The following is a 22,290-nucleotide window of genomic DNA, read 5'->3' as shown; positions in this document are numbered from 1 at the left end:
TTAATGCATTTATTCTTTTCCCATATGAATAAAAATTTATGAGTGTAATATTATCAAAATATCTTTGGGAAACATTCTCTTCTCAAAGAATTCCAGTATATACCATGATAAACTTATATAAGGAGGGTGGTTATGAAGAAAAAGATATTTATAACCTTAGGATTGGTTTGTCTGGTTATACTAGGAATTGTTGGTTGGATTGCTTATCCATTTTTAGCTTTCTTTTATTATGCCAGTGATTCTGTGTCTGATGATGTGGCTAAGTCTTATATGAAAGAACATTATAATGTTGAAATCACAGTGGTTGATAAGTACTCAAATGCTATAGAACTTGGGGAAACAACCTTTACCGTCATGCCAAAAGGCGAGGAGAACAAGAAGTTTACAATGGTCTTCAGCACAACTGACGATTCCCTTATATCGGAGAATTATGTTTCGGCCGTTAAAGCGAATCAAGAGCTCGATAAGCTAGATAAAGAATGGTCGGCCATTGATAAATTAGGCTTTAAACCGGCTAAAGAGAACGGCGAAGAACAAGCGCTTTTTGTCTTTGAGAATTTCAAAGCGCTGAACTTAATGCCAAAAGAGGAAATCAAAGCGCCGCCGTTGAAAGATGAAGATTTGGACCGGTTTTATCAGCTTGCGGTAATTATCATTAACAGCGGGGCAAAGATTGATAATATCCATATAAGAGGATCAGAGGACGATGAATCCATTCAAGATTTTGTTATGGAGTTAACAAATCTCAACAAAAATGATACAAAAGAGGATTTTTTCATCATGCTGAAGCAGCAACATCCAGAACTTGCGGCATACGAGATCCAAACAGCTTGGAAAAATGATGTAAGGAAAATTGAGAATGAGCGCTTTCAGTTTCAGTTAGAGGGATTTGAAAAATGGATTTTTTGTGATTTTGTTGAAGAGAATGGAGTATGTTCATCCTTGCATATTTGTCTCGAATACGCAAAAGATGGATTAGTGCAAAGCAATCCTCATTTAAGAAACGATTTAGAAATCATCTTTAATTTCATTGATAAAAATACTCTACCGGGCACGATGACTGATATATCCTTTTCAGATGGGCAAGATGAAGTGTTTATTCGGCATGATGACCGTACGGCTTACCAAAATACAGATGAGCTGATCGAAGCTTTATTCGTGGAGTAGTCCTATTCATTTGTTGGGTTTTAAAGCTTGTCAATAGAGAAAGTCTTATTACGCCGTGTTATACTGATGCCAATAAGTAAGTACGCGCAGGAGGCACAACATGAAAAAGACATATATAGCATTTCTTTTAGCAAGCGGCATGTTGCTCAGCGGCTGTTCAGCGCTTGAAGGGGTCAACAATACATTAAATTACGCCACGGAAGCTTCCGAATACGCAAACGAGGCCACTGCTTTTGGCAAGGAAGTCCCGGACCTGGCGAAAAGAGCCGTCAGTGACGAACAGGCTGCCCAAGAACTGGAAACAAAGCTGGAGGAAATGAAAGCGAATATCGAAGAATTCAACGAGCTGGAGGCACCTGAAATCGGGACAGATCTCCATCAGCAAGTGGTAAACCAGAACAACCGCGCAATGGAAGGCATCGACTTGTATTTGAATAATATAGAGGGCGGCAAACTTAATGCAGAAGTGCTGAAAAACAACCAGGCTTTCCAATCCCTTCAGGAAATCACCGGCATCATTGAACAAATCAAAAACCTAGGCAATTAATATAGAATATTTTCAAAAAGGGACCGCCGGCAGAAAGTTGCTGGCGGTCTTAATGTGCGACTAAAAGCGGACATCTATCATAGGACATAAAGAAAATCGCTGAAATTCGTTATTTTTAAAGGATTCAAGCGGACGGTTGAAGAAAGTTTAAAGAGGAGGTGAGACCGTGAAGAAGTTTGTAATCCAGTATTTTTTGGAAAAAGGGCTTACTGTCGAAAGAACGGTAGAAGCAGAGTCAAGAGAAAACGTGGCTGCAATGGCTCTTTCTGAAAACATCGTCCAGTTTGAAGACGTCTTTGGCGAATTGAATATTTTCAACAAAACCGATATTAAATTAGTGAAAATCAAGAATTACACGGAACCGGTGACCACTTCGAGAAGAGGGGGTTAAAATAGCGCTAAACCGGGTATCAATAAAAGTACCCTTTTAATAAGTTAATAACTCGTACTGAATTTTCTATGGCATATTTGCCAGGAGGATTTTGTGGGGGTGATTAAATGAAAAAGATACAAGGGATAAAAAGCCTTCTGGAATACTTGGAAACAGTGGGTTACCCAATGACCGAAGAGCGGGTGCAGCACTTTATGGCCCAACGAAAGATTCCGCATAGCCAGGCATATGGAGACATGATCTTTTTTGATTCAAACCATATTGATTGGTGGATAGCTGAGCAGCGGAAACTGAAGAATGAAAACTAAGTGAGCATTGACCCCCAACACCCTGAAACTGGATCCTTTTCTAGAAAAGAGTCCAGGTTCAGGGTATTGTCGATTTAAGAGACTGTAACTTTTTGAATGGATCAGCGTCTTAATAGCAAAGACAAATTGGAGGATTCCTAGATGAAACTATTGAAAGTCTTAATTGTACTGCTCGTTGTGTTTTCTTTGGGCGCCGTTGCTGTTTATTACTTCGGAACAAATATGGCTTCGGAAAAAATCGTAAATGATGCAACTGAGCAAATGGAAAGCAGCGGGAAACTGGACGAAGTTAAGAACTATGTAGAAAATGATCCGGAACTCTCGGGTTATATCGAAGAGGCAAAAGCTGCAGATGAGAGTTCTTTGCCATTCAATACGACAGGACAGGCGACCCGGGTATTGGTAAAAAAAGTCGGCATGTCTGAACTGAATACTATCCGCACTGGAGTGCAGAACGGCACCATGACCCCACAGGAAGCCGTGCAGAAATTGGAAGGGAAACTGACCGAAGAAGAAATGCTGGCCCTGAAAGTTATTGCTTATAAAGAAATATATAATCAGCAATAATCGGTAGGTGTGTTACACTTAAGAAAGAGTCTCAAAGCGATAACAGAGGAGGTCATTGAATGAAAACATTTCAAGTGGAATTTTATTTCGACCAAGGCAATACAATTGTTCTTTCTGTACAAGCTGTAGACAAAGAATCCGCTTTAGCCAAAATCCCTTCGAACGGTACATATGATGTAGTGGATGAAGCAAGCAATAAAATATACCGGATCACGATTAATCTTGTAAAATATATCGTAGTCAATGAATCTTGATAAAACAAGCATCGCTCTCGCAGCGTATGCTTTTTTTATAGCCAAAAAGGGATGAAAAACTAAGGGGGAATCGCTGCAATGGAATTTAAAGGCTCCAGTGTTTATGATCAAACTGATTTTTTATCGAATTATTTAAAACGCAGAGGACGGCAAGAAAGTCCAAACAATGCAATTGAAAAGCCGATCATTTATGAACTGCTGGGAGAGGCGATGGGGAAACACATCTTGGATTTAGGGTGTGGTAATGCGGATTTTGGCCGAGAGCTTCTCGCCGCAGGAGCAGCTTCTTATGAAGGCGTTGAAGGATCTGAAGCTATGGCTTTATTAGCCGAAGAAGCTTTAAGAGAGACCCCTGGAACTCTTTTTCAAGGGACAATGGAAGAATACCCATTCCCCGAAAAACAGTTTGATTTAGTGACATCCCGTTTTGCGATTCACTATGTGGAAGATATCCAAACACTGTTTGCCAAAGTGCACCGCAGCTTAAAGGAGCAAGGACAGTTCTTGTTCAGTGTGCAGCATCCTTTGACGACTTCATCCTTTGCCAGCAAGCTTTCGGGAGAAAGAAGGGAAAACTGGCTGGTCGATGACTATTTTATCCAAGGTGAACGAAAAGAACCGTGGATTGATAAAATTGTCGTCAAGCACCACCGGACGATTGAAGCGTATTTTACGGCGTTAGCAAAAGCCGGCTTCAAAATAACCGCCTTGCGTGAAGGGGAACCGGATCGCCGATTATTCAACAGCGAAGAAGAGTATCAGCGGCGCCGGCGTATTCCGGTCATGCTTGTATTTTTGTGTGAAAAATAAATAGTCCGGACATTCTAAGATACAAAAAACGCTGAGAATGGCTTCTCAGCGTTTTTTCGTATGGTTCATTATGCTCTTTTATGCGGCTTAGGAAAAAACCGTCTGTTTTAGTGGATTTGGCGGTAAACGCCGACCACTTTGCCCAGAATGGAAACCTGGTCTACGATAATTGGATCCATCGATGAGTTTTCAGGCTGCAAACGGAAGTAGCCCTCTTCGCGGAAAAAGCGTTTGACGGTTGCTTCGTCATCAGCTGTCATTGCGACAACGATGTCTCCGTTGTTTGCGGATTGCTGCTGCCGGACGACAACATAATCTCCGTTCAGGATACCTGCTTCGATCATACTTTCACCCATGATTTCAAGCATGAAAATATGGTCTTCTTCCGTACCGTAGCTCTGAGGCAGCGGGAAGTATTCTTCGACATTCTCAATTGCCGTAATTGGTACACCTGCAGTAACTTTACCAATCAAAGGCACATGCAATACAGGGTTTTTTTCAATTAACGCATCGTCTGTGCTGATAATTTCAATTGCTCTCGGTTTTGTCGGGTCGCGCCGGATTAAGCCTTTGCTTTCCAATCTTGCCAAATGGCCATGGACAGTCGAACTTGATGCCAAGCCAACTGCTTCTCCAATTTCACGTACGGAAGGCGGATAGCCTTTTGCCCGAACTTCATCTTTTATGAAAGTCAAAATATCTTCTTGGCGTTTCGATACTTTTTTCAACAGTTTCACCTCTTTTTAGTTGTTCAGTTATGTTTTTCTACCCATAGTATATCAACTTGGGCTATGAAATGCAAACATAGGTTCGAATTTATTTGTTGACAAAAACACCTGTTCGCATTAACATAAGAACATATATTCCGAACACACATTCCTAGGAGGCGGTTCATATGACAATTATCCAAAAAAATTCTTATTTTACAGCATTATTTACATTGATACTTATATTCTCACTATTTACTGTGGTAAACCACAATAACGAAGAAGCTCAAATGAGCCATGTGCAAATTGAAGAAGGCGATACTTTATGGACACTTGCGGAATCTTTCAGCGGAGAAACTCCCCATCAGCAGTGGATTGACGAAATTATGAAGGAAAACGGTTTAACTACTTCGAAAATCGTCGCCGGTCAATCGATAAAGATTCCCAGTGATCGACTAAAATACGCCCCAGATGAAACCATCAAACTGGCAGGTGACGCAGAATGAAAAAGACTGCGTTAATTTATTGCCGTGTCAGTACCACGAAAGACACTCAAGAAACTTCGCTCGAAAGACAAGAAGAAGAACTGCTGAAATTTGCATTTGAACAATCGTATATCGTTGACCAGATTTTTTCTGATCAGCATAGCGGCTACGAAATGGATCGGGAAGGTCTGCTTGAAATGCTGAATTGCATCAAGACTGAAAAAATCGATGCGGTCTTTGTCCAGGACGAAACCCGTCTTGGGCGAGGCCATGCCCGCATTGCCCTTTTGCATGTCATGAAAAAATACGGAGTCGAAGTGTATACTCTGTCCGACCGGGGACCGATTGCGTTAAACGATATGGACGATATGGTCTTGGAAATTTTAGCAATTGTAGAAGAATATCAACGGAAAATACATAATGCCAAAATCAAGCGCGGCATGAAACGCGCAGTCGAAAACGGCTATAAGCCTGAAAAAAACTTAAAAGGCAAAGGCAATCCGGAAGGGCGGGAGCGCCTTGATTTGCCGATTGACCAAATTGTCAGCCTGAAAGAAAACGGACTGACGTTCCATGAGATTGCGGTCACCTTGCAAGGGTTTGGCTACAAGGCCAGCAAAGCGACCGTCCATCGCCGCTATAAAGAATTTGAACAGATGAAACAGGGCTAATATATTGCAGAAACGCCTCTTCTTTTGTACGATATGAAAGAAGAAAGGTGGTATTTGATGTTATCTCCAGACAAATTAAAACGAATTAACGAATTATCGCGTAAATCGAAAACTGCTGGCTTGTCCGTTGAAGAAGCAAAAGAGCAATCTTCCTTGCGGGAAGAATATTTGCAGGTTTTCCGCAAAACGATGCGCGGAACAATTGAAAACGTAAAAGTGATCGATCCGAACGGCGACGATGTAACGCCTGACAAAATTAAAAATATCCGCGAGAATAAGTATTTAAATTAATACTTATTCTTTTTTTATGTCCAGGCTTCAACGTCCAGCCCCTCGAGTCGCTTCAGCCTTTCCTGCAATGGCTAAAAGCGCCATTTCCGTTAAGGCTTCCAGCGCTTGTCGGGGCTAAAATGGCCGTTTACGCTTTTCTAGTTGTATTCTTTTCTATTGTTGACTACACTAGAAAGGGATGAAATTTTGTATTAGAGAGGATGTTTTTTTATGTCAAACCATGCAGATCAACTTGCAGTGACTACGATTCGCACACTTTCCATAGATGCTATCGAAAAAGCTAATTCAGGCCACCCTGGATTGCCAATGGGCGCTGCTCCTATGGCTTATACTTTATGGACGAAACACATGCACCATAACCCGAGCAATCCGGACTGGTTTAACCGCGACCGTTTTGTGCTTTCAGCGGGACACGGTTCCATGCTTCTATACAGCTTGCTTCACTTGAGCGGATATGGCTTGTCATTGGACGAAATCAAAAACTTCCGCCAATGGGATTCCAAAACACCTGGACATCCTGAATACCACCACACGAAAGGTGTAGAAGCCACTACTGGCCCGCTTGGACAAGGGATTGGGATGGCAGTCGGTATGGCGATGGCAGAACGCCATTTAGCAGCTACATACAACAAAGAAAACCTGGACATCGTTGACCACCACACATTCGCTTTATGCGGAGACGGGGATTTGATGGAAGGTGTTGCTGGTGAAGCGATCTCACTTGCCGGCCACTTGAAATTAAACAAATTGGTTGTCCTTTATGACAGCAACGACATTTCGCTTGATGGCGACTTGAGCATGAGTTTCTCGGAAGACATTCAAAAACGTTTCGAGTCTTACGGCTGGAACTACTTGCGTGTTAACGACGGCAATGAATTGGACGATTTGTCTGAAAAAATTGCTCAGGCTAAACAGTCATCCGACAAACCGACAATCATTGAAGTGAAAACCGTAATCGGCTACGGAGCTCCAAACAAATCCGGTAAAGCGGATGCGCACGGTGCACCACTTGGCGAAGACGAAATGAAACTGGCTAAAGAATACTACAAGTGGACATTCGACCAGGACTTCCACGTTCCTGAAGAAGTCTATGAAACATTCAAACAAGCAACTGATGAGCTTGGCGGCAAAGCGGAGGCAGCTTGGAACGAGCTTTACAAACAGTACGAATCCGAGCATCCGGAACTTGCGGCTCAACTTCAAAAAGCGATCAAAGGCGAACTTCCTGAAAACTTCGATGCGGAATTCCCGACTTATGAAGTTGGCAAAAAGCAAGCGACGCGTGCGTCTTCAGGCGATATGGTGAATGCCATTGCCAAAGCGGTGCCATCGTTCTTCGGAGGCAGTGCGGACCTTGCCGGATCAAACAAAACCAACATCAAGGGCGGAGGCGACTTTGACGCTGAAAACCCAGCCGGACGCAATATCTGGTTTGGTGTGCGTGAATTTGCGATGGGTACTGCGTTGAACGGAATGGCGCTTCACGGCGGCCTTCACGTATTTGGCGGCACGTTCTTCGTGTTCAGCGACTACGTACGCCCGGCTATCCGTTTGGCAGCACTGATGGGCCTTCCAGTAACGTTTGTCTTCACTCATGACAGCGTAGCGGTCGGAGAAGATGGACCGACTCACGAGCCGGTTGAACATCTTGCGTCACTTCGCGCAATGCCGAATTTGAGCGTTGTTCGTCCAGCAGATGCGAACGAAACAAAAGCAGCTTGGAAGTTGGCATTGACGGCAAAAACAACTCCGACTTTGCTTGTTCTTTCCCGCCAGGACTTGCCGGTGCTTGAGCATTCAGGCGAACTTTCCGAAAGCGGCGTGGAAAAAGGTGCTTATGTGGTTTCTCCTGCAGAAAATCCGCAAGCATTGCTTCTTGCGACCGGATCTGAAGTCAGCCTTGCTGTAGCGGCACAAAAGCAATTGGCTGAAGAAGGAATTTCGGTTTCTGTTGTATCGATGCCGTCTTGGGACCGTTTCGAGAAACAGGACAAAGAATACAAACAGTCAGTTATTCCAAAAACAGTGAAAAAACGTTTGGCAATCGAAATGGGATCTTCATTTGGCTGGGAACGCTACACAGGCGACGAAGGCGACATTCTTTCCATCGACCGCTTTGGTGCAAGTGCACCGGGCGAGCGCATCATGAAAGAATTCGGCTTTACTCCAGAAAACGTAGTGAGCAAAGTCAAGAATTTGATCAACGAACAATAATATGACAGAAAAGCGGAAGCGGAAGTTTGCTTCCGCTTTTATTATTTTCATCTTATAGTCACAAGAACGGATTTATAGTATAATCCATTGTGGTGCACTACTTATTTACGCAACACGAAGGAGGTAACAAGAATGGATACATGGATTTGGATCTTAATCGTAATCGTGGCTTTACTCGCAGGTGTTGCACTTGGATTCTATATCGCTCGCCGATACATGATGAAATATTTGCAAGACAATCCACCAATCAATGAAGAAATGCTGCGAATCATGATGATGCAAATGGGACAAAAACCGTCTCAGAAAAAAATCAACCAAATGATGGCTCAAATGAATAAAGCATCAACTAAACCTGGAAAACCAGCTAAAAAATAAAAAGCACTCAAGCGAGTGCTTTTTTTCATGGCCAAAATAGAGTTCTCAAAGGCAAATAGCGGATCGAATGTCTCCTAACGTTTCAATGGCGCATCAAACAGGTAAAAGGAGACTGAAAGAACTTCAGAAATGGGAGGGAACAATATGCCTGAACAAGAAGAGTTCGTCTTTTACATGCCGGTGGTTGAAAAAGAGGTCGGCAAAGAAAAGGAAAGTTTCAATACGGCAGGAGCTGGGAAAGTGCTGCCGGTGTCGATGGACCAAATCAATGAGATGGTGAAGGGATTGTCTGATTACAGCCTGGATACGATCGAACTGCATGTAAAAGGAGTTGCCAGAACCGGTCCGGTGGTGGAATTTTTCATTGGCGCAGAAGCCGAAGCTGGATTGAAGCTGGTGCTGAATAAAAAGAAATAAAAAGGTATGAAAAAAAGCACTCTCAATGAGTGCTTTTTTGCGTTTCGGGTGACAATAACCCATGTTCCATTAAAAATTCTGCGACAGTTTCTTCGTATTCTTCCGGATTCTTGTTGAACGACTGGGCGTGGGCCCCTTCATCGAACACTTTGAGTGCTTTAGGTCCATTCTTCAGCTCATACATTTCCTGCGACATTTCCGGCAAAACGAAATCATCATTTATGCTATGGATGAACAGTACCGGTTTTTCGATGTTCGGGACTGCATCAATCGGCGACACTGTGCTGATTGAGTATCCGTCCCGCAGTTTCATGAACACGGCCGCAAGTTTCAAGGCAAGTGAAGTGCGCAGCGGCGTCGTCGTTTTCATGACATGCAGGATTTGCTTGGAAATATCGGAATAGGCGCAGTCAGCGATGTAAAAAGCCGCGTTGTCTTCCATGCCGGCATAGAGGAGCGTTGTTGCCGCTCCCATCGATTCGCCGTGTATGCCGAATACCAAGTCTGGGCCGGCGTGCAGTTTCAGCGCTTCAACGACTGCTTTTAAATCCAGTTTTTCGTAATGGCCAAAGCTGGTGGTTTTGCCGCCGGTGTCGCCGTGGCGGCGATGGTCGTATACGACGGAATTGAAGCCGAGCCGTTCGAACATACGGGCATATTTAAACGAGTTCACTTTCGTTTCGGTAACGCCGTGGCAGATGATGACATAACGATTCGTGTTGTGCGGCTCTAGAAAAATCGCTTTGATCGGATAGCCGTTTTCCGACTCGATCCATCGTTCGCTTTTTTTAACCTTGGCATACCAGACCTCGTCGTAGCGTTTAGCAGAAGTTTCCCGCTCTAAAATGAGGCTTTCGTCTTTTTTCTTCACGTACATCAAGCGGTTGCTGGCGGCAATGCCGACTCCTGCGACAGCGACAGCAAGCCCGCTTGATACAATGGCTGAAACTTGCCAAAAACGTTTGTTCATATCCCGTTGCTCCTCTTAGGCCCGATTTTTATAAAGCCGATACATGCCGGTATCAACTGGATTCGATACATAAGGTTCAATTTTTTGGACAGCCTCGCACAAACGGTCGAGGTCGATGCCCGTTTCAATGCCCATCCGGTGCAGCATATTGACCACATCTTCGGTTGCGACGTTTCCTGTTGCGCCGGGTGCAAACGGGCAGCCGCCAAGTCCGCCGGCAGACGAATCAAACCGGTCAACGCCTGCTTGAAGCGCTGCAAAAATATTGGCCAGCGCCATTTTTCGTGTATCGTGGAAGTGGGCAGTCATCAACACATCCGGAAACGCTTCTTTTAATTGCGAGAAAAGTTCATAGCTTTCTTTCGGCGTCGCCATGCCGATTGTATCGGCAACGCTTAATTCGTCCACGCCCCAGTCGACAAACTGCCGGCAGAGCGCCTGTGTGTCTTCCGGTTTAATCGGCCCTTCAAAAGGGCAGTGGAACGCTGTAGATATGCAAGCCCGGACAAAGACGCCGTCTTGTTTTAATTGAAGGATAAGCGGTTTAAGCGCTTCCATACTTTCATTTGTTGTTTTATTAATATTTTTTTTGTTGAACGTATTCGACACCCCGACGAATACCGCAACAGCCCGGGCTCCGGATTCGAGTGCCGCATTGATGCCTTTCTCATTCGGCGTCAAGACAAATTGACGTCCGGTTTTTTCCGCATGGGCCATGATGTCCTTGGCGTCAGCCATTTGGGGAACCCATTTCGGCGATACAAAAGACGTCAGCTCCATTTCCTGGACACCTGCTTGCTGCAAGCTCTCGATAAATTGCAATTTGTGTTCCGTTGAAACCACTTTCGCTTCATTTTGAAGTCCGTCTCTTGGTCCGACCTCGATAATCGTTGCACTATTTGGTAAAATGAACATAGTATCCCTCCTGCTACCATTTTAGCCAGTAGAGGGAGAAAAGAGCAACCGGTAAACAACCAAACAAGGGGGAAAACAAAGTGTCACAAGAAATCGTTATCGTCAGTGCCGTTCGGACAGCAATCGGATCGTTCCAGGGAGCGTTAAAAGACGTACCCGCTACCAAATTAGGGGCGATTGTCATCAAAGAAGCCGTTGAAAAAGCGGGAATAGCACCGGAGCAAGTATCGGAAGTGATCATGGGCAATGTGCTGCAGGCAGGCCTCGGCCAAAACCCGGCACGCCAAGCATCCATTCAAGCGGGTCTTCCAGACACAGTGCCAGCCATGTCGATTAATAAAGTCTGCGGTTCAGGGCTGAAAGCGGTTCACTTGGCGTATCAGGCGATTTATGCAGGGGATGCGGAAATCGTGGTTGCCGGCGGAATGGAAAACATGAGCCAGGCACCGTATTTGCTCGAAAATGCACGCAGCGGCTTCCGCATGGGCGATCAAAAGGTAGTCGACAGCATGCTCGTTGACGGCTTGACTTGTGCGTTCAACGATTACCATATGGGAATTACAGCGGAAAACTTATGCGACCGCTATGAAATAACGCGTGAAGAACAAGATGAGTTTTCAGCCCGTTCGCAGGCTCGTGCGGCAGCGGCTATCGACGCAGGGAAATTTGATGATGAAATCGTGCCGGTCGAAATTCCGCAGCGCAAAGGCGAGCCGGTAATCTTTAAAACAGATGAATACGTAAAACGCGATTCCACTGCTGAAAAGTTGGGGAAATTGCGTCCGGCATTTAAAAAAGAGGGCAGCGTTACAGCTGGAAATGCTTCCGGCATCAATGACGGTGCTGCAGCTGTCGTCGTGATGTCAAAAGCGAAAGCGGATGAACTCGGGCTTACGCCGCTTGCGACGATTGTTGCGAATGGCAATGCAGGAGTCGATCCATCGGTTATGGGAATCGGACCTGTCCAGGCAGTGAAAAATGCCTTGAATAAAGCAGACTTGTCGCTCGAAGACATCGAATTGATCGAAGCAAACGAAGCATTTGCTGCACAGTCGATTGCAGTTGACCGGGAATTGAAATTCAACCACGACATCCTGAATGTCAACGGCGGCGCGATTGCCCTCGGTCATCCAATCGGCGCAAGCGGAGCCCGCGTCTTTGTGTCGCTTCTCCATGAAATGCAGAAGCGTGATGCGAAGACCGGCCTTGCGACATTGTGCATCGGCGGCGGCCAAGGCGTAGCGACCATCGTAAAACGCCCTTAAGGAGAGAACAAGCATGGCTAAGAAAAAAGCAGCAAAGCAAAATGCACCAAAGAAAAAAGAAGAAGCAAGCAGCCATTTGCCGGAAGACATTCTGGCAAAGCTGCAAGCCACCAAAAAAGAATTGCTGAAAGAAGAGCAGCAGCGCGAAGAAGAACGGGAAGCTCAACGAGTGTTCGAGCGCCAGCAGCGCGAAAAGAACCTGTCGTTTGAGGAATTATTGGAACGGCACGGGGATAAGGGCAATAAATATTAAGCAGTCGAATAACCATCTTGGCCATTCCTAAAAAGGAATGGAGGATGGTTATTTTTTATTGAGAAGAGGAAGGGGATGATGGTATTTAACGAACAGAAATTCCACGTAAAGGATATGGGGTATACAATCCGGCCCGCCCAAGTGGGGGATGCGGCGCAACTGTCAGAAGTTCGGCTGCAAATCGATGGAGAAACAGAGAACATGGACCGGGAAAAAGGGGAAGGGTTTATCGACATAGCAGGATTTGAACGGTTGATCGAAGAAGATGCGAATCATCCAAGGAATTTGTTTTTAGTCGCTGAAAGCCAAGGCCGGATTCTGGGTTTTTCTAGATGTGAGGGCAGCCATCTAAAGCGCTCTATGCATAAAGTGGAGTTTGGCGTTGGGGTGTTGAAGGAATATTGGGGGCACAGCATCGGAAGAAACTTATTGAACGAATCGATCGGATGGGCCAAATCAAACGGCATTAAAAAAATCGTTTTGTATGTCCTGGAAGAAAATCAAAAAGCAGTGGCGCTATATGAAAAGATGGGATTTGAAACGGAAGGGATATTAAAAAACGACAAATTCCTTTCAGACGGAAAATTCCATCATACACTCATAATGGGAAATTTATTGCACGAAAGCGGTAAGTGAAAATACCGGCAGAAGGAGAAGCGGATGCTTTTCCTTTTACCGGCAGAGGTGATTAATCAAATATCGCTTCTTTATGCGGGTCTCTAAAGAAATTGAACAGCAATTGAATTTGCGATTCGGTGTTCCGGTTAATGGACAATGGCGGCAGCTTGGCTTCTTCAAAAAACTCCACACCTTGGGTTTCCACACCGTTTGCGGCATTTCCGCCGACAATTTCGCACTGGATAAAGATTTTATAATAATGGAAAGCATGGGGCGGATGCGGATGTTTTTTCATATCCAGAACGGCTAAAAGTTTCACCGGCGCTACGTCAAACCCCGATTCTTCCTTGATTTCCTTTACGATATTTTCTGCAGGGGAAAGGCCAATGTCGCAAAATCCGCCAGGCAATGACCAGCAGTCATCGATTTTTTCATGCACCATCAGAATTTTTCCGTCTTTGAAAACGGCTCCGCGGATATCCAGTTTCGGCGTCTGGTAGCCGGTGTCGGTTGCGAACAAATCTTTGATTTTTTCCATTTCCATTTCCGTATGCTCTTTTAAAATTTCTACACTGATGTCCCGCAATTCTTCAAAGCGCTCCAAGTCATAGACGTTTTTGGAATAAGCCAGTCCAGCCTGGGACAGCGATTGAATTCTTTGTGCCCAATCGAGCCATTTTGTACTCATGCAAATCCCCTTTCTAACGCACCCTTGAAATCATTGACCGTTTTGAAATGAAAATCAGGCACAGCGGCAAACTCCAAAGTCTGAAAGTCCGGCAGCCACTGGACGCCGATTGTCAGGACGCCTGCTTCAATGCCCGCCAGTATATCCGCATCGCTGTCGCCAATGAAAACTGCTTCATTTTTTGTAATCCTTAATTGAGCCAAAGTTTTCAGCACGCCTTCTGGATCCGGTTTCGGCCGTGCCACATCGTCTCCCGTAATGATGGCGTCAAACAATCCTTCCCAGCCCAGCGCTTCGAGGGAGATGTCGAGGCTCCGTCTCGCTTTGCCGGTGACAATTCCCAATTTCATCCCGCTTTCTTTCAATTGGAGCAGCAAATCGTGAATTTCTTGATTGGGCTCCACCAGTTCGTCATGGCGCTCCAAGTACTTGGCGTAATATTGTTCAATCGCTTCATCTTTATCAGGATGATTGAGGTTTTTGCGGATAATGCCCGTTTCGGATGGGCCAAACATCGCGCGGACTTCAGCCGAAGAAAGTTCACGTCCGTCAAATTCCTTGAAGACATGCTGGAAAGCCACATCGCATACGGGCAGCGTATTGGCTAACGTGCCGTCAAAATCAAAAAGTATCGCTTTCATCGTTTTTCCCCTTTCCTTTCTTGAAACAAAAATATCTCTTAATCCCATACTAAATCTTATTGACTAAATATTCTATTTCAATTAAGCTGATAAAAATATAAATAACGAAATCAGACATTTTAAGGATTAGTAAATAGACGTTTCTTTTTCAGAGAGGGTCCCGGTTGGTGAGAGGAACCCAAAGAAAGCTATCGAACCTGCCTTTCATATTCTGCATTGAAAAATGCAGCGGTCCATACCGTTATCATGTTCGAGAGTAAAGCTTTGCTTTAAATTAGGGTGGTACCGCCTTCTGGGTCCCTTATTTTGAGCAGGGCTTTTTTTGTTTTACAAATTTCCGTCTGTTCATATGCATTATAGTCTGGCTGAGGAGGAGAACAAGGTGCAAAAAATCCGTTTAGTGAATCATGATTTAAAATATAGCGAACAAATCTTTAAGTTATCTTCCTTTCCAGCAGTGAAGAATGCACTGGGTTTGCCGGATGGAACAGTAGAAGATACGAAATTATTTATTAAAAGAGTACTAAAAGAAGAGTTTGAAGGTATAACGGTCTCCAAAGTAATAGTTAATGAACAAAACGATTTAGTTGGATTGACGGAACTGATGTTTATCGATCCGGAGAAAAAAATCTGCCATGTGGGCACATGGATTGGATACGAGTATTGGGGACTGGGGTACAATTTGGCATCTAAAATAGCCATCTTGGAAATTGCGTTTGAACAGCTCGAGTTGGATTATGTTTTTGCCGGTGCAAGAAAAGTGAATCTCCGGTCACAAAAAGCACAGGAAAAGCTTCCTTTTATCCGATTAAGTGTGGAAGCAGAATTTCCTAAAGAACACAAAGCCCTGGAATCAAAAGAAAAACAGGCCTGTATATTAAACGTATTTTATAAAGAAGATTTTTTCAGATATATGGAAAAAGCGAAGAGCTTTTCTACTTACTAAAAAAGCTTTTCAGTTAATAAATCGAAAAGGAGAATGGATATGGCAAAGAACCTAGTGGAACAAATTACGAATATGGATGAAGATTTTGCGCAGTGGTATACAGACGTGGTATTGAAAGCGGAACTGGTCGATTATTCAAGCGTGCGCGGTTCAATGATCATTCGTCCATACGGCTATGCCATCTGGGAAAATATCAAAAATGCTTTGGATGCGGAAATCAAAGCAACCGGACATGAAAATGTGTATATGCCGCTTTTGATACCGGAAAGCCTGCTGCAAAAAGAAAAAGACCATATTGAAGGCTTTGCGCCTGAAGTGGCATGGGTAACGCACGGCGGAGATGAAGAATTGGCGGAACGCTTATGCATCCGTCCGACTTCAGAAGTGCTGTTTGCCGAGCATTACAAAAACATCATCCATTCATACCGCGACTTGCCGAAGCTTTACAACCAGTGGGCGAACGTCGTCCGTTGGGAAAAAACCACCCGGCCGTTTTTGCGGACGCTTGAATTTTTATGGCAGGAAGGCCATACATGCCATGAAACCGAAGGGGATGCCCACGAAGAAACCGTAAAAATGCTGGAAGTCTATGCGGATATTTGCGAACGGGTGCTGGCTATTCCAGTCGTCAAAGGACAGAAAACGGAAAAAGAAAAATTCGCCGGCGCGAAATACACGTACACGATTGAAAGTTTGATGCACGACGGCAAAGCGCTGCAATCCGGAACTTCGCATAATTTAGGCACCGGTTTCGCGAAAGCCTTCGGCATTGAATTTTTGGACCGGGAAGACAAACTGCAGACGGTCCACCAGACCTCGTGGGGATTCACTACCCGCATTATCGGCGCCATGATCATGGTGCACGGCGATGACAAAGGGCTGGTTTTGCCTCCAGCTGTCGCGCCGACTCAAGTGCTGGTTGTGCCGATTGCCCAGCATAAAGAAGGCGTCCTGGATGCAGCGTATGAACTGCAGCAGGCGTTGAAATCGAAATTCCGGGTTGGCATCGACGCCAGTGATAAAAAGCCAGGCTGGAAGTTCAACGAATCGGAAATGAAAGGCATCCCGGTTCGCCTGGAAATTGGCCCACGGGACATTGAAGAAAACAAAGTGGTGTTAGTCAGAAGAGACACAGGCGAGAAATTGACGGTTGAGCAACAGAATCTGGAGACGGAACTCGAACAGCTGCTGGAAAATATCCAAAAAAATCTGTATGACAAAGCCCTGAAGCACCGGATCAATAAAACCCATGCTGTGGAATCGATGGACCAGTTTAAGGGAACACTGGCGAAAGAAGGCGGGTTTATTGAAGCAATGTGGTGTGGGAAACAAGCATGCGAGGACCGCATAAAAGAAGAAACACAAGCGACATCCCGCTGCATTCCGTTCGAACAGAAACGCATCTCAGAAACCTGCGTCTGCTGCGGCGAAGGAGCGGAACAGCTCGTCATCTGGGCGAAAGCCTATTAATTTATGAAAGAGCTAAACGAGCAAAGGAGAAACCTAAATGGAGCTAAAGGATTTGGCGAAGCGAGCGGCCACGATTTATATAGAGGATCCGAAAGTCGATGCTGTTTTGCTCGGCGGATCCGTTGCGCGAGAACTGCATGATGAATTTTCGGACATCGAACTGTTTATTTTTTGGAAAGAAGCTCCGGCAGATAAGGACAGGAAAGAGCCGATTGCCAGGCTCGCCGGCAAGCTGCTTGACTTTCATCGCTATGAAGACGAAGAATGGGCAGAAACCTATACCGTTGAAAATATCAAGCTGGAAATCAGCAGCTTCCTGTCGAGTACGGTTCAACGGTACATTGCAGATGTCACGCTTAAGTTTGACACCGACCTTGATAAGCAAGTGCTGATCGCAACTATGCAAGACGGTGTGCCGCTTGAAGGGATAAAGTCGATTTTAAAACTAAAGCAACAAATTGAGCAATACCCGAAAGGCCTTGCTGAAGCAATGATTCAGGAAAATGCAGAGCTCGGCAGCCGCTGGCAGAACCGCGAAGCACTCGTAGCCCGGCGTGACTGGCTCATGCTATACCAAACCTTTGTGGCAGTTGAAATCAAACTGATGGGAATCCTGTTTGCGCTGAACGGGGAATATGTCCACCATCCAGCTTTTAAATGGCAGAACCATGCACTCGGGAAAATGAACATTTTGCCGGAAAACAGTTCTGAACGCTTTGCATCGGTTTTGCTGGGAGATCCGCAGGAAAGCGTCAAGGTATTGGAAGAAATGGTCAGTGAAATCTTCCGATTGGCACGAAGCAATTATCCAGATGCCATTCGTCCTGGAGTGATGGAAAAAGCGCTTTGGACAAGGCCGAGAAATAACTAAGCAGGAAGGAAGATACTTTTGAAATTTACATGTCCTTGCTGCGGATATAAAATTTTAACCCAACAGCCGCCCGGTACTTTTGAGATTTGTACTATTTGCTTTTGGGAAGACGATGGGTATCAGTATGACAATCCTTCCGATAAAGGAGGAGCCAATGAGATGTCGTTAAAAGAGGCACAAGAGAATTTTTTGGCATTCGGTGCTTGTGATAAAGAAAGCGTTAAATTTGTCAGAGCGCCGACAAAAGAAGATGTGAAAGATGAGAATTTCATCCGCTGTGAACAACAGCGGCCTCATTAACAGCATGGTAAAGTAAATGATAAGGAGTGGGGGACAGGATAAGACTGTTTCCTGCTCTTTTTTAGAGGAACGCTCTGTAAAGAAATCGATTAATTTATTGAATGGATTTGAAAAATATCAATTTATTCCCTGTTCTTATGATATATTTGGAATATTAAAAAGGACTATTGGTTTATAGAAGGAGCGTTCGCTATGCAATTGACGATTCGTGCTACAGGAGAGAATGCCAAAATGGTTTCTTATTTATTGGCAAAGAACCCGAATAATATATATGAAAGAAATCAAAAAGGCCACTTGGTCCGGATGTTTTACAGCAAGTTCAACGACGAGGAACTTGAAGCAACCATCTTTGTCACTCCGGATCTGCTCGAAATGCTTCAAAACAAATCCAACTCTTATGACATCACGCATTATATTAATGACCGGGAATTTGCCGTTTCCAGCATTTTCTGTTCGTTTATCCGTTCAGCTCTTGGTACAGCATTGAATGGGCAGCCGAAAGAAGAATACAGCGAATGGGTCGGCCATCGATTCCCGCTGGCGCTTGAGTTCGGCCCGGTGTCTTCTTCTCTCTCTGATAAGCAATTGGAAGGGCTGTTTCAACCGATGGGATATGAAGTCGCAATTTCACGCCCGGAGATTCATTATTCTTTTGATTTAAAAGAAAAAAGTTCCGCTCGGACCCTTACATTGACAGGACATCAAACGCTGCAAAATGCCCTTCGCCATTTATTTGTCCTGATTCCGGTCATTGACAATTACAAACATTATTTCATCGATGAAAAAGAAATTGACAAGCTTGAACGATACGGAGAGGGGTGGCTCGAGGAGCATCCGCTCCGGGAATTGATTTACCGCCAGGCTCTCCGGTTTAAAGAGATATATAGCCTGGTGGAAAAACCGGCTGCCAATGAACTGATAGAAGAACCGGTAAAAAAAGCACGGTTGAATGATATGCGCTATGAAAAAATCATCGAAACAGCCAGCCGCTTAAAGCCGAAAAGCGTGGTGGATTTCGGTTCAGGCGAAGGGAAACTGGCCGTTCAACTAGGGTTTATGGACGGCATCCAGGAACTGCTCGCCGTGGAACCATCTCAGACTGAAACGCTGAAAGCCATCCGCCGTTTCGAAAAAGCTAAAGAACAAGCTGGTTTTGTAGAACCGGAAACTTTATGGGGCTCGCTGTTTTATTACGATGAACGGCTAAAAGGAAAAGACATGATCATTTTATGTGAAGTCATTGAGCACATTGATGCAGAGCGCCTGCCAAAAGCGCTGGACACGATTTTGCACGCTTACGAACCCGAGTCTTTGATCATTACTACGCCGAACCGCGAGTACAATGAACTTTATGATATGGACGACCATTTCCGCCACGATGACCACCGTTTTGAATGGACACGGAAGGAATTTCAGGACTGGTGCAGCGAACGAAATCATCAAGGCCACTATGAACTGGAGTTTTCAGGGATTGGGGAAGAACAGGAACTTCAAGGACAGCCGACACAAATGTGTATTTTTAAAAGGAAGGTGAACCAGCTATGAGAATCGGCTTGCCGCATGCCGGTATCGTGTTATTGGTCGGCCCGTCCAATAGCGGAAAGACAACATTACTAAGAAAGCTTGTGGACCAAAAAGAAATCCTGCCATCTGAAATCATCAGCTCCGATGACTTCCGCATGCTGGTCAGTGACAAAAACTTTATCGATTGGCGCAACCGTCCGCAAGATGAAGCTGCGGCGCTGATGGATGAATACCAGGAAATCTCAACGGAAGCATTTGAAATGATGGATGCGTTGATCGAAGCCCGGTGCCGGTTGAACAAACTGGTTTTGGTCGATGCCACGCATCTTTGGGGGGATGACCGGAAACGGTTTATTTCGCTGGCTCAAAAAAATCATGTGCCGATCACCGCACTTGTCTTTGATATTCCGGAGCGGGTGCTGTTGGACCGGGATGAGCTGCGTGACCAGCCGCGAGGGAAAAAGCGGATCAAACAGCAGTCGCAAGTATTCAGAAATGAAAAACGCTTTATCAAAAAAGAAGGATTTGCCTCGGTGTATACGATAAAGGAAACAGAAGGGCTGGAATTTTTCAGGCACGTCAATCCTTTGGACATCGAGCTGCAGGAAGGCATTGATGTCATCGGAGATATCCACGGCTGTTTTGCAGAGTTTATCGAATTACTGGAAAAGCTCGGCTATCAGGAAAATCCGGAAGGCTTGTATGTGCATCCGTTCGGCAGGCGGTTTTTATCGGTTGGCGATGTCATGAGCCGGGGGCCTCAATCGCTCGAGACGATGCAGTTTTTCTATAAGCATGTCAAAGAAGGTCTCGCTTATATGGTCGACAGCAACCACGGATGGAAAATCGCCAGATGGCTGGATGGCCGGCAAGTGGTCCTCAGCCACGGGGACGAAAAAGTGGAAGAAGAGTTCATCCAGTATGAAAAAGAAGCAGGAAGCGAGAAAACAGCGGAACTCAAACAGCAGTTAAAAGAGTTTCTCTTGAATGCGCCATCTCATTACGTCATTCATAAAAACGGCGTGCCGGTTCTTGCTGCTGCGCATGCCGGCATCAAAGATGCATTAATCGGCAAACAATCTCAGGCCATCAGTGATTTTTGCCGTTACGGCGATACCGGCGGCTTTAATGAAAATGGCAAACCGGTCCGAAAAGATTGGACCGTTTCACACAGCCGGAACCTCTTGATTGTTTGGGGCCATGATCCTAAACCGAAGCCCTTATTGATCAATAACACCATCAATATTGACCAAGGTGTCGTCTTCGGCGGGGAACTGACGGCATACCGTTATCCGGAACGGGATTTTGTGTCCGTGAAAGCGAAAGACATTTATACAGGAACTGTTGACAACCCTTTGGCAGAATGGGAAAAAAACCGGCTGAATCCGCCGAATATCGGCAAATTCATCCATGGCTATTCCGTTATGACCGAAGAACTCGGGGAAGTGAAAGTGCAGCCGGATATTGTCAAACCGGCGATCGATGCCGTGTCCCATTTCACTGTGCCAATTGAGCAATTGGTTTACATTCCGCCGACGATGAGCCCGACGCCAAAACCCTCATCGCTCGCCGGATATTTGGAACACCCGAAAGAAGCGATCGATTATTACCGGAGCCATGGCGTACAGCGTATGGTGGCCGAGAAGAAGCATATGGGAAGTCGCGCAATTTTGTTCTTGTTCAAAGACATGGACGCTTCGAGGAAGCATACCGGCATCGCTTCTTTAGGAACGATTTATACACGGACCGGCAAACGCTTTTTTGACGGGGAAACTGAATCGAAGATGGTCCGCCAGCTGAATGAAGAATTGGTGCGAATCAATTATTTCGAGCAGCATGAAACGGATTTTGTATTATTGGATGCGGAAATCATGCCGTGGAATTTAAAAGCGAAAGAACTGATCAGCAGCCAGTATGCCCATGTGTCGGAAAATGCACTGGTGGACAGAACCATGCTGAAAAGCAAACTGGAAGCGGCTGCGAAAGATAACGAAGAATTAACCGGCTGGCTGAAAGAGTATGAAGGAAAATTGGCAAATGCGCAGACTTTCAACGAAGTCTTTCAGAAATACTGCTGGAACGTGGAATCGACCGAATCCATCCAAATTGCGCCTTTCCATGTACTCGCTCACAGCAACCAGACCTTCTTTGACCAGCCGCATACGTGGCATGTGGAAATGAACCGGATGCTTGCGGGACAATCCGATTTGTTTGTGGAAACGGAGTTTAAAATCATTTCCGATGAAGCGAGCGAACAGGAAGTGGTGCAGTGGTGGCAGGTAATGACAGAAGACGGGCATGAAGGTGTCATCATTAAGCCCGAATTTTACATTCCAAAAAACAAAGGGAAGCTGCTGCAGCCGGCGATTAAAGTGCGCGGACAGAAATACTTGAGCATCATTTACGGCATGGATTATCTCGAAGAGAAAAACCTGGCCCGATTAAAGAATAGAAACACCGGCAAAAAACAGAAAATGGCCTTGAAAGAGTTCGCTCTTGGTATTGAGGGGCTGAACCGCTTTATTGGCGGTGAGTCAATCGAACGCGTACACGAATGCGTGCTTGGAACTTTGGCAATGGAATCCGATCCGGTAGATCCGCGGCTTTGATTTTCAACCAGAAGAC

27 protein-coding genes and 1 other annotated feature are annotated in these 22,290 nt (G+C 45.2%); of the genes, 22 read left to right on the top strand and 5 right to left on the bottom strand.

Annotation, left to right across the window (positions count from 1 at the left end):
• Window positions 1-132 precede the first annotated feature (132 nt).
• From HU147_RS14260 to HU147_RS14230, 7 genes are all read left to right on the top strand, one after another.
• Window positions 133-1,167: a hypothetical protein gene (locus tag HU147_RS14260; protein ID WP_224076872.1), complete on the top strand. Its 1,035-nt coding sequence runs from the start codon at window positions 133-135 to the stop codon at window positions 1,165-1,167.
• A 100-nt stretch (window positions 1,168-1,267) separates the two neighbouring features.
• Window positions 1,268-1,714: a DUF6376 family protein gene (locus tag HU147_RS14255; protein WP_224076871.1), complete on the top strand. Its 447-nt coding sequence runs from the start codon at window positions 1,268-1,270 to the stop codon at window positions 1,712-1,714.
• A 166-nt stretch (window positions 1,715-1,880) separates the two neighbouring features.
• Window positions 1,881-2,105 (top strand): hypothetical protein, encoded by a 225-nt coding sequence (locus tag HU147_RS14250; protein WP_053165723.1) that lies wholly within the window; start codon window positions 1,881-1,883, stop codon window positions 2,103-2,105.
• Window positions 2,106-2,212: 107 nt separating this feature from the next.
• A complete protein-coding gene (locus tag HU147_RS14245; RefSeq protein ID WP_224076870.1) occupies window positions 2,213-2,413 on the top strand; it encodes a hypothetical protein in 201 nt (66 codons plus the stop codon).
• Window positions 2,414-2,554: 141 nt separating this feature from the next.
• A complete protein-coding gene (locus HU147_RS14240) occupies window positions 2,555-2,980 on the top strand; it encodes a hypothetical protein (RefSeq protein ID WP_224076869.1) in 426 nt (141 codons plus the stop codon).
• A 59-nt stretch (window positions 2,981-3,039) separates the two neighbouring features.
• Window positions 3,040-3,234 carry a hypothetical protein gene (locus tag HU147_RS14235; protein ID WP_036806512.1) on the top strand — a complete coding sequence of 65 codons (195 nt, stop codon included), beginning with the start codon at window positions 3,040-3,042 and terminating at the stop codon, window positions 3,232-3,234.
• Between the two features lie 78 nt (window positions 3,235-3,312).
• A complete protein-coding gene (locus HU147_RS14230) occupies window positions 3,313-4,044 on the top strand; it encodes a class I SAM-dependent methyltransferase (RefSeq protein WP_224076868.1) in 732 nt (243 codons plus the stop codon).
• Between the two features lie 107 nt (window positions 4,045-4,151).
• Here HU147_RS14230 and lexA read toward each other — a convergent pair whose 3' ends face one another.
• Entirely contained in the window at window positions 4,152-4,772 is a 621-nt protein-coding gene (gene lexA / locus HU147_RS14225) for a transcriptional repressor LexA (protein ID WP_176295089.1), read from the bottom strand.
• A gap of 167 nt (window positions 4,773-4,939) precedes the next feature.
• Here lexA and yneA point away from each other — a divergent pair, with 167 nt between their 5' ends.
• The 6 genes from yneA to HU147_RS14195 all read left to right on the top strand — a co-directional run bounded on the left by yneA (window position 4,940) and on the right by HU147_RS14195 (window position 9,204).
• Window positions 4,940-5,257 (top strand): cell division suppressor protein YneA, encoded by a 318-nt coding sequence (yneA, locus tag HU147_RS14220; RefSeq protein WP_036806503.1) that lies wholly within the window; start codon window positions 4,940-4,942, stop codon window positions 5,255-5,257.
• Window positions 5,254-5,907: a YneB family resolvase-like protein gene (locus tag HU147_RS14215; protein ID WP_074509473.1), complete on the top strand. Its 654-nt coding sequence runs from the start codon at window positions 5,254-5,256 to the stop codon at window positions 5,905-5,907. Before yneA ends, HU147_RS14215 begins: the two co-directional genes overlap by 4 nt.
• A 57-nt stretch (window positions 5,908-5,964) precedes the next feature.
• Complete coding sequence (locus HU147_RS14210; RefSeq protein WP_036806497.1) at window positions 5,965-6,198, top strand: DUF896 domain-containing protein; 234 nt, start codon at window positions 5,965-5,967, stop codon at window positions 6,196-6,198.
• A gap of 210 nt (window positions 6,199-6,408) precedes the next feature.
• Window positions 6,409-8,412 (top strand): transketolase, encoded by a 2,004-nt coding sequence (gene tkt, locus HU147_RS14205; RefSeq protein WP_224076867.1) that lies wholly within the window; start codon window positions 6,409-6,411, stop codon window positions 8,410-8,412.
• Between the two features lie 132 nt (window positions 8,413-8,544).
• Window positions 8,545-8,787, top strand: a complete 243-nt coding sequence (locus HU147_RS14200; protein ID WP_036806491.1) for a YneF family protein — start codon at window positions 8,545-8,547, stop codon at window positions 8,785-8,787.
• A 144-nt stretch (window positions 8,788-8,931) separates the two neighbouring features.
• Entirely contained in the window at window positions 8,932-9,204 is a 273-nt protein-coding gene (locus HU147_RS14195; RefSeq protein ID WP_224076866.1) for a hypothetical protein, read from the top strand.
• 22 nt (window positions 9,205-9,226) lie between these two features.
• Here the strand turns inward: HU147_RS14195 and HU147_RS14190 are convergent, their stop codons facing one another.
• Window positions 9,227-10,174, bottom strand: coding sequence for an alpha/beta hydrolase (locus HU147_RS14190; protein ID WP_224076865.1), 948 nt, complete (start codon window positions 10,172-10,174; stop codon window positions 9,227-9,229).
• Between the two features lie 15 nt (window positions 10,175-10,189).
• Window positions 10,190-11,089, bottom strand: a complete 900-nt coding sequence (locus tag HU147_RS14185) for a hydroxymethylglutaryl-CoA lyase (RefSeq protein ID WP_224076864.1) — start codon at window positions 11,087-11,089, stop codon at window positions 10,190-10,192.
• 80 nt (window positions 11,090-11,169) lie between these two features.
• Between HU147_RS14185 and HU147_RS14180 the strand changes: the two genes are divergently transcribed.
• The 3 genes from HU147_RS14180 (at window position 11,170) to HU147_RS14170 (ending at window position 13,243) form a co-directional block, all read left to right on the top strand.
• Window positions 11,170-12,354 carry an acetyl-CoA C-acetyltransferase gene (locus tag HU147_RS14180; RefSeq protein ID WP_224076863.1) on the top strand — a complete coding sequence of 395 codons (1,185 nt, stop codon included), beginning with the start codon at window positions 11,170-11,172 and terminating at the stop codon, window positions 12,352-12,354.
• Between the two features lie 13 nt (window positions 12,355-12,367).
• Window positions 12,368-12,607, top strand: coding sequence for a DUF3886 domain-containing protein (locus HU147_RS14175; RefSeq protein WP_224076862.1), 240 nt, complete (start codon window positions 12,368-12,370; stop codon window positions 12,605-12,607).
• Window positions 12,608-12,685: 78 nt separating this feature from the next.
• Window positions 12,686-13,243, top strand: coding sequence for a GNAT family N-acetyltransferase (locus tag HU147_RS14170; protein ID WP_224076898.1), 558 nt, complete (start codon window positions 12,686-12,688; stop codon window positions 13,241-13,243).
• A 52-nt stretch (window positions 13,244-13,295) separates the two neighbouring features.
• On the opposite strand, the gene HU147_RS14165 is transcribed toward HU147_RS14170, so the two are convergent.
• Both HU147_RS14165 and HU147_RS14160 read right to left on the bottom strand, forming a co-directional pair.
• Complete coding sequence (locus HU147_RS14165; protein ID WP_224076861.1) at window positions 13,296-13,913, bottom strand: NUDIX hydrolase; 618 nt, start codon at window positions 13,911-13,913, stop codon at window positions 13,296-13,298.
• The gene (locus HU147_RS14160; RefSeq protein WP_224076860.1) at window positions 13,910-14,554 is read right to left on the bottom strand and encodes an HAD family hydrolase; all 645 of its coding nucleotides are present in this window, start codon (window positions 14,552-14,554) and stop codon (window positions 13,910-13,912) included. Before HU147_RS14160 ends, HU147_RS14165 begins: the two co-directional genes overlap by 4 nt.
• Window positions 14,555-14,661: 107 nt before the next feature.
• Window positions 14,662-14,859, top strand: a binding site (T-box leader).
• A 77-nt stretch (window positions 14,860-14,936) separates the two neighbouring features.
• On the opposite strand from HU147_RS14160, the gene HU147_RS14155 reads away from it, so the two are divergent.
• From HU147_RS14155 to HU147_RS14130, 6 genes are all read left to right on the top strand, one after another.
• Entirely contained in the window at window positions 14,937-15,500 is a 564-nt protein-coding gene (locus HU147_RS14155; protein WP_224076859.1) for a GNAT family N-acetyltransferase, read from the top strand.
• Between the two features lie 39 nt (window positions 15,501-15,539).
• On the top strand, window positions 15,540-16,970 hold the full coding sequence (proS, locus tag HU147_RS14150; protein ID WP_224076858.1) for a proline--tRNA ligase: 1,431 nt from the start codon (window positions 15,540-15,542) through the stop codon (window positions 16,968-16,970).
• Window positions 16,971-17,007: 37 nt separating this feature from the next.
• Window positions 17,008-17,841, top strand: coding sequence for a nucleotidyltransferase domain-containing protein (locus HU147_RS14145; protein ID WP_224076857.1), 834 nt, complete (start codon window positions 17,008-17,010; stop codon window positions 17,839-17,841).
• Between the two features lie 18 nt (window positions 17,842-17,859).
• A complete protein-coding gene (locus HU147_RS14140; RefSeq protein WP_224076856.1) occupies window positions 17,860-18,141 on the top strand; it encodes a CPCC family cysteine-rich protein in 282 nt (93 codons plus the stop codon).
• A 192-nt stretch (window positions 18,142-18,333) separates the two neighbouring features.
• A complete protein-coding gene (locus HU147_RS14135; RefSeq protein WP_224076855.1) occupies window positions 18,334-19,686 on the top strand; it encodes a 3' terminal RNA ribose 2'-O-methyltransferase Hen1 in 1,353 nt (450 codons plus the stop codon).
• Window positions 19,683-22,274 (top strand): polynucleotide kinase-phosphatase, encoded by a 2,592-nt coding sequence (locus tag HU147_RS14130; protein WP_224076854.1) that lies wholly within the window; start codon window positions 19,683-19,685, stop codon window positions 22,272-22,274. Before HU147_RS14135 ends, HU147_RS14130 begins: the two co-directional genes overlap by 4 nt.
• Window positions 22,275-22,290: the final 16 nt, after the last annotated feature.

The sequence above is a fragment of the Planococcus chinensis genome (genome assembly GCF_020071995.1).
Lineage (GTDB): Bacteria > Bacillota > Bacilli > Bacillales_A > Planococcaceae > Planococcus > Planococcus chinensis_A.
The sequence above is the reverse complement of the archived record's forward strand: the minus strand, read 5'-3'. Positions and strand labels throughout refer to the sequence as shown.

Coding starts and splice junctions, on each gene's coding strand:
- HU147_RS14240 (WP_224076869.1), top strand. CDS start 2,555: ATGAAACTATTGAAAGTCTTAATTGTACTGCTCGTTGTGTTTTCTTTG.
- HU147_RS14255 (WP_224076871.1), top strand. CDS start 1,268: ATGAAAAAGACATATATAGCATTTCTTTTAGCAAGCGGCATGTTGCTC.
- tkt (WP_224076867.1), top strand. CDS start 6,409: ATGTCAAACCATGCAGATCAACTTGCAGTGACTACGATTCGCACACTT.
- HU147_RS14215 (WP_074509473.1), top strand. CDS start 5,254: ATGAAAAAGACTGCGTTAATTTATTGCCGTGTCAGTACCACGAAAGAC.
- yneA (WP_036806503.1), top strand. CDS start 4,940: ATGACAATTATCCAAAAAAATTCTTATTTTACAGCATTATTTACATTG.
- proS (WP_224076858.1), top strand. CDS start 15,540: ATGGCAAAGAACCTAGTGGAACAAATTACGAATATGGATGAAGATTTT.
- HU147_RS14260 (WP_224076872.1), top strand. CDS start 133: ATGAAGAAAAAGATATTTATAACCTTAGGATTGGTTTGTCTGGTTATA.
- HU147_RS14210 (WP_036806497.1), top strand. CDS start 5,965: ATGTTATCTCCAGACAAATTAAAACGAATTAACGAATTATCGCGTAAA.
- HU147_RS14235 (WP_036806512.1), top strand. CDS start 3,040: ATGAAAACATTTCAAGTGGAATTTTATTTCGACCAAGGCAATACAATT.
- HU147_RS14130 (WP_224076854.1), top strand. CDS start 19,683: ATGAGAATCGGCTTGCCGCATGCCGGTATCGTGTTATTGGTCGGCCCG.
- HU147_RS14170 (WP_224076898.1), top strand. CDS start 12,686: ATGGTATTTAACGAACAGAAATTCCACGTAAAGGATATGGGGTATACA.
- HU147_RS14160 (WP_224076860.1), bottom strand. CDS start 14,554: ATGAAAGCGATACTTTTTGATTTTGACGGCACGTTAGCCAATACGCTG.
- HU147_RS14175 (WP_224076862.1), top strand. CDS start 12,368: ATGGCTAAGAAAAAAGCAGCAAAGCAAAATGCACCAAAGAAAAAAGAA.
- HU147_RS14195 (WP_224076866.1), top strand. CDS start 8,932: ATGCCTGAACAAGAAGAGTTCGTCTTTTACATGCCGGTGGTTGAAAAA.
- HU147_RS14230 (WP_224076868.1), top strand. CDS start 3,313: ATGGAATTTAAAGGCTCCAGTGTTTATGATCAAACTGATTTTTTATCG.
- HU147_RS14145 (WP_224076857.1), top strand. CDS start 17,008: ATGGAGCTAAAGGATTTGGCGAAGCGAGCGGCCACGATTTATATAGAG.
- HU147_RS14185 (WP_224076864.1), bottom strand. CDS start 11,089: ATGTTCATTTTACCAAATAGTGCAACGATTATCGAGGTCGGACCAAGA.
- HU147_RS14190 (WP_224076865.1), bottom strand. CDS start 10,174: ATGAACAAACGTTTTTGGCAAGTTTCAGCCATTGTATCAAGCGGGCTT.
- HU147_RS14135 (WP_224076855.1), top strand. CDS start 18,334: ATGCAATTGACGATTCGTGCTACAGGAGAGAATGCCAAAATGGTTTCT.
- HU147_RS14165 (WP_224076861.1), bottom strand. CDS start 13,913: ATGAGTACAAAATGGCTCGATTGGGCACAAAGAATTCAATCGCTGTCC.
- HU147_RS14245 (WP_224076870.1), top strand. CDS start 2,213: ATGAAAAAGATACAAGGGATAAAAAGCCTTCTGGAATACTTGGAAACA.
- HU147_RS14200 (WP_036806491.1), top strand. CDS start 8,545: ATGGATACATGGATTTGGATCTTAATCGTAATCGTGGCTTTACTCGCA.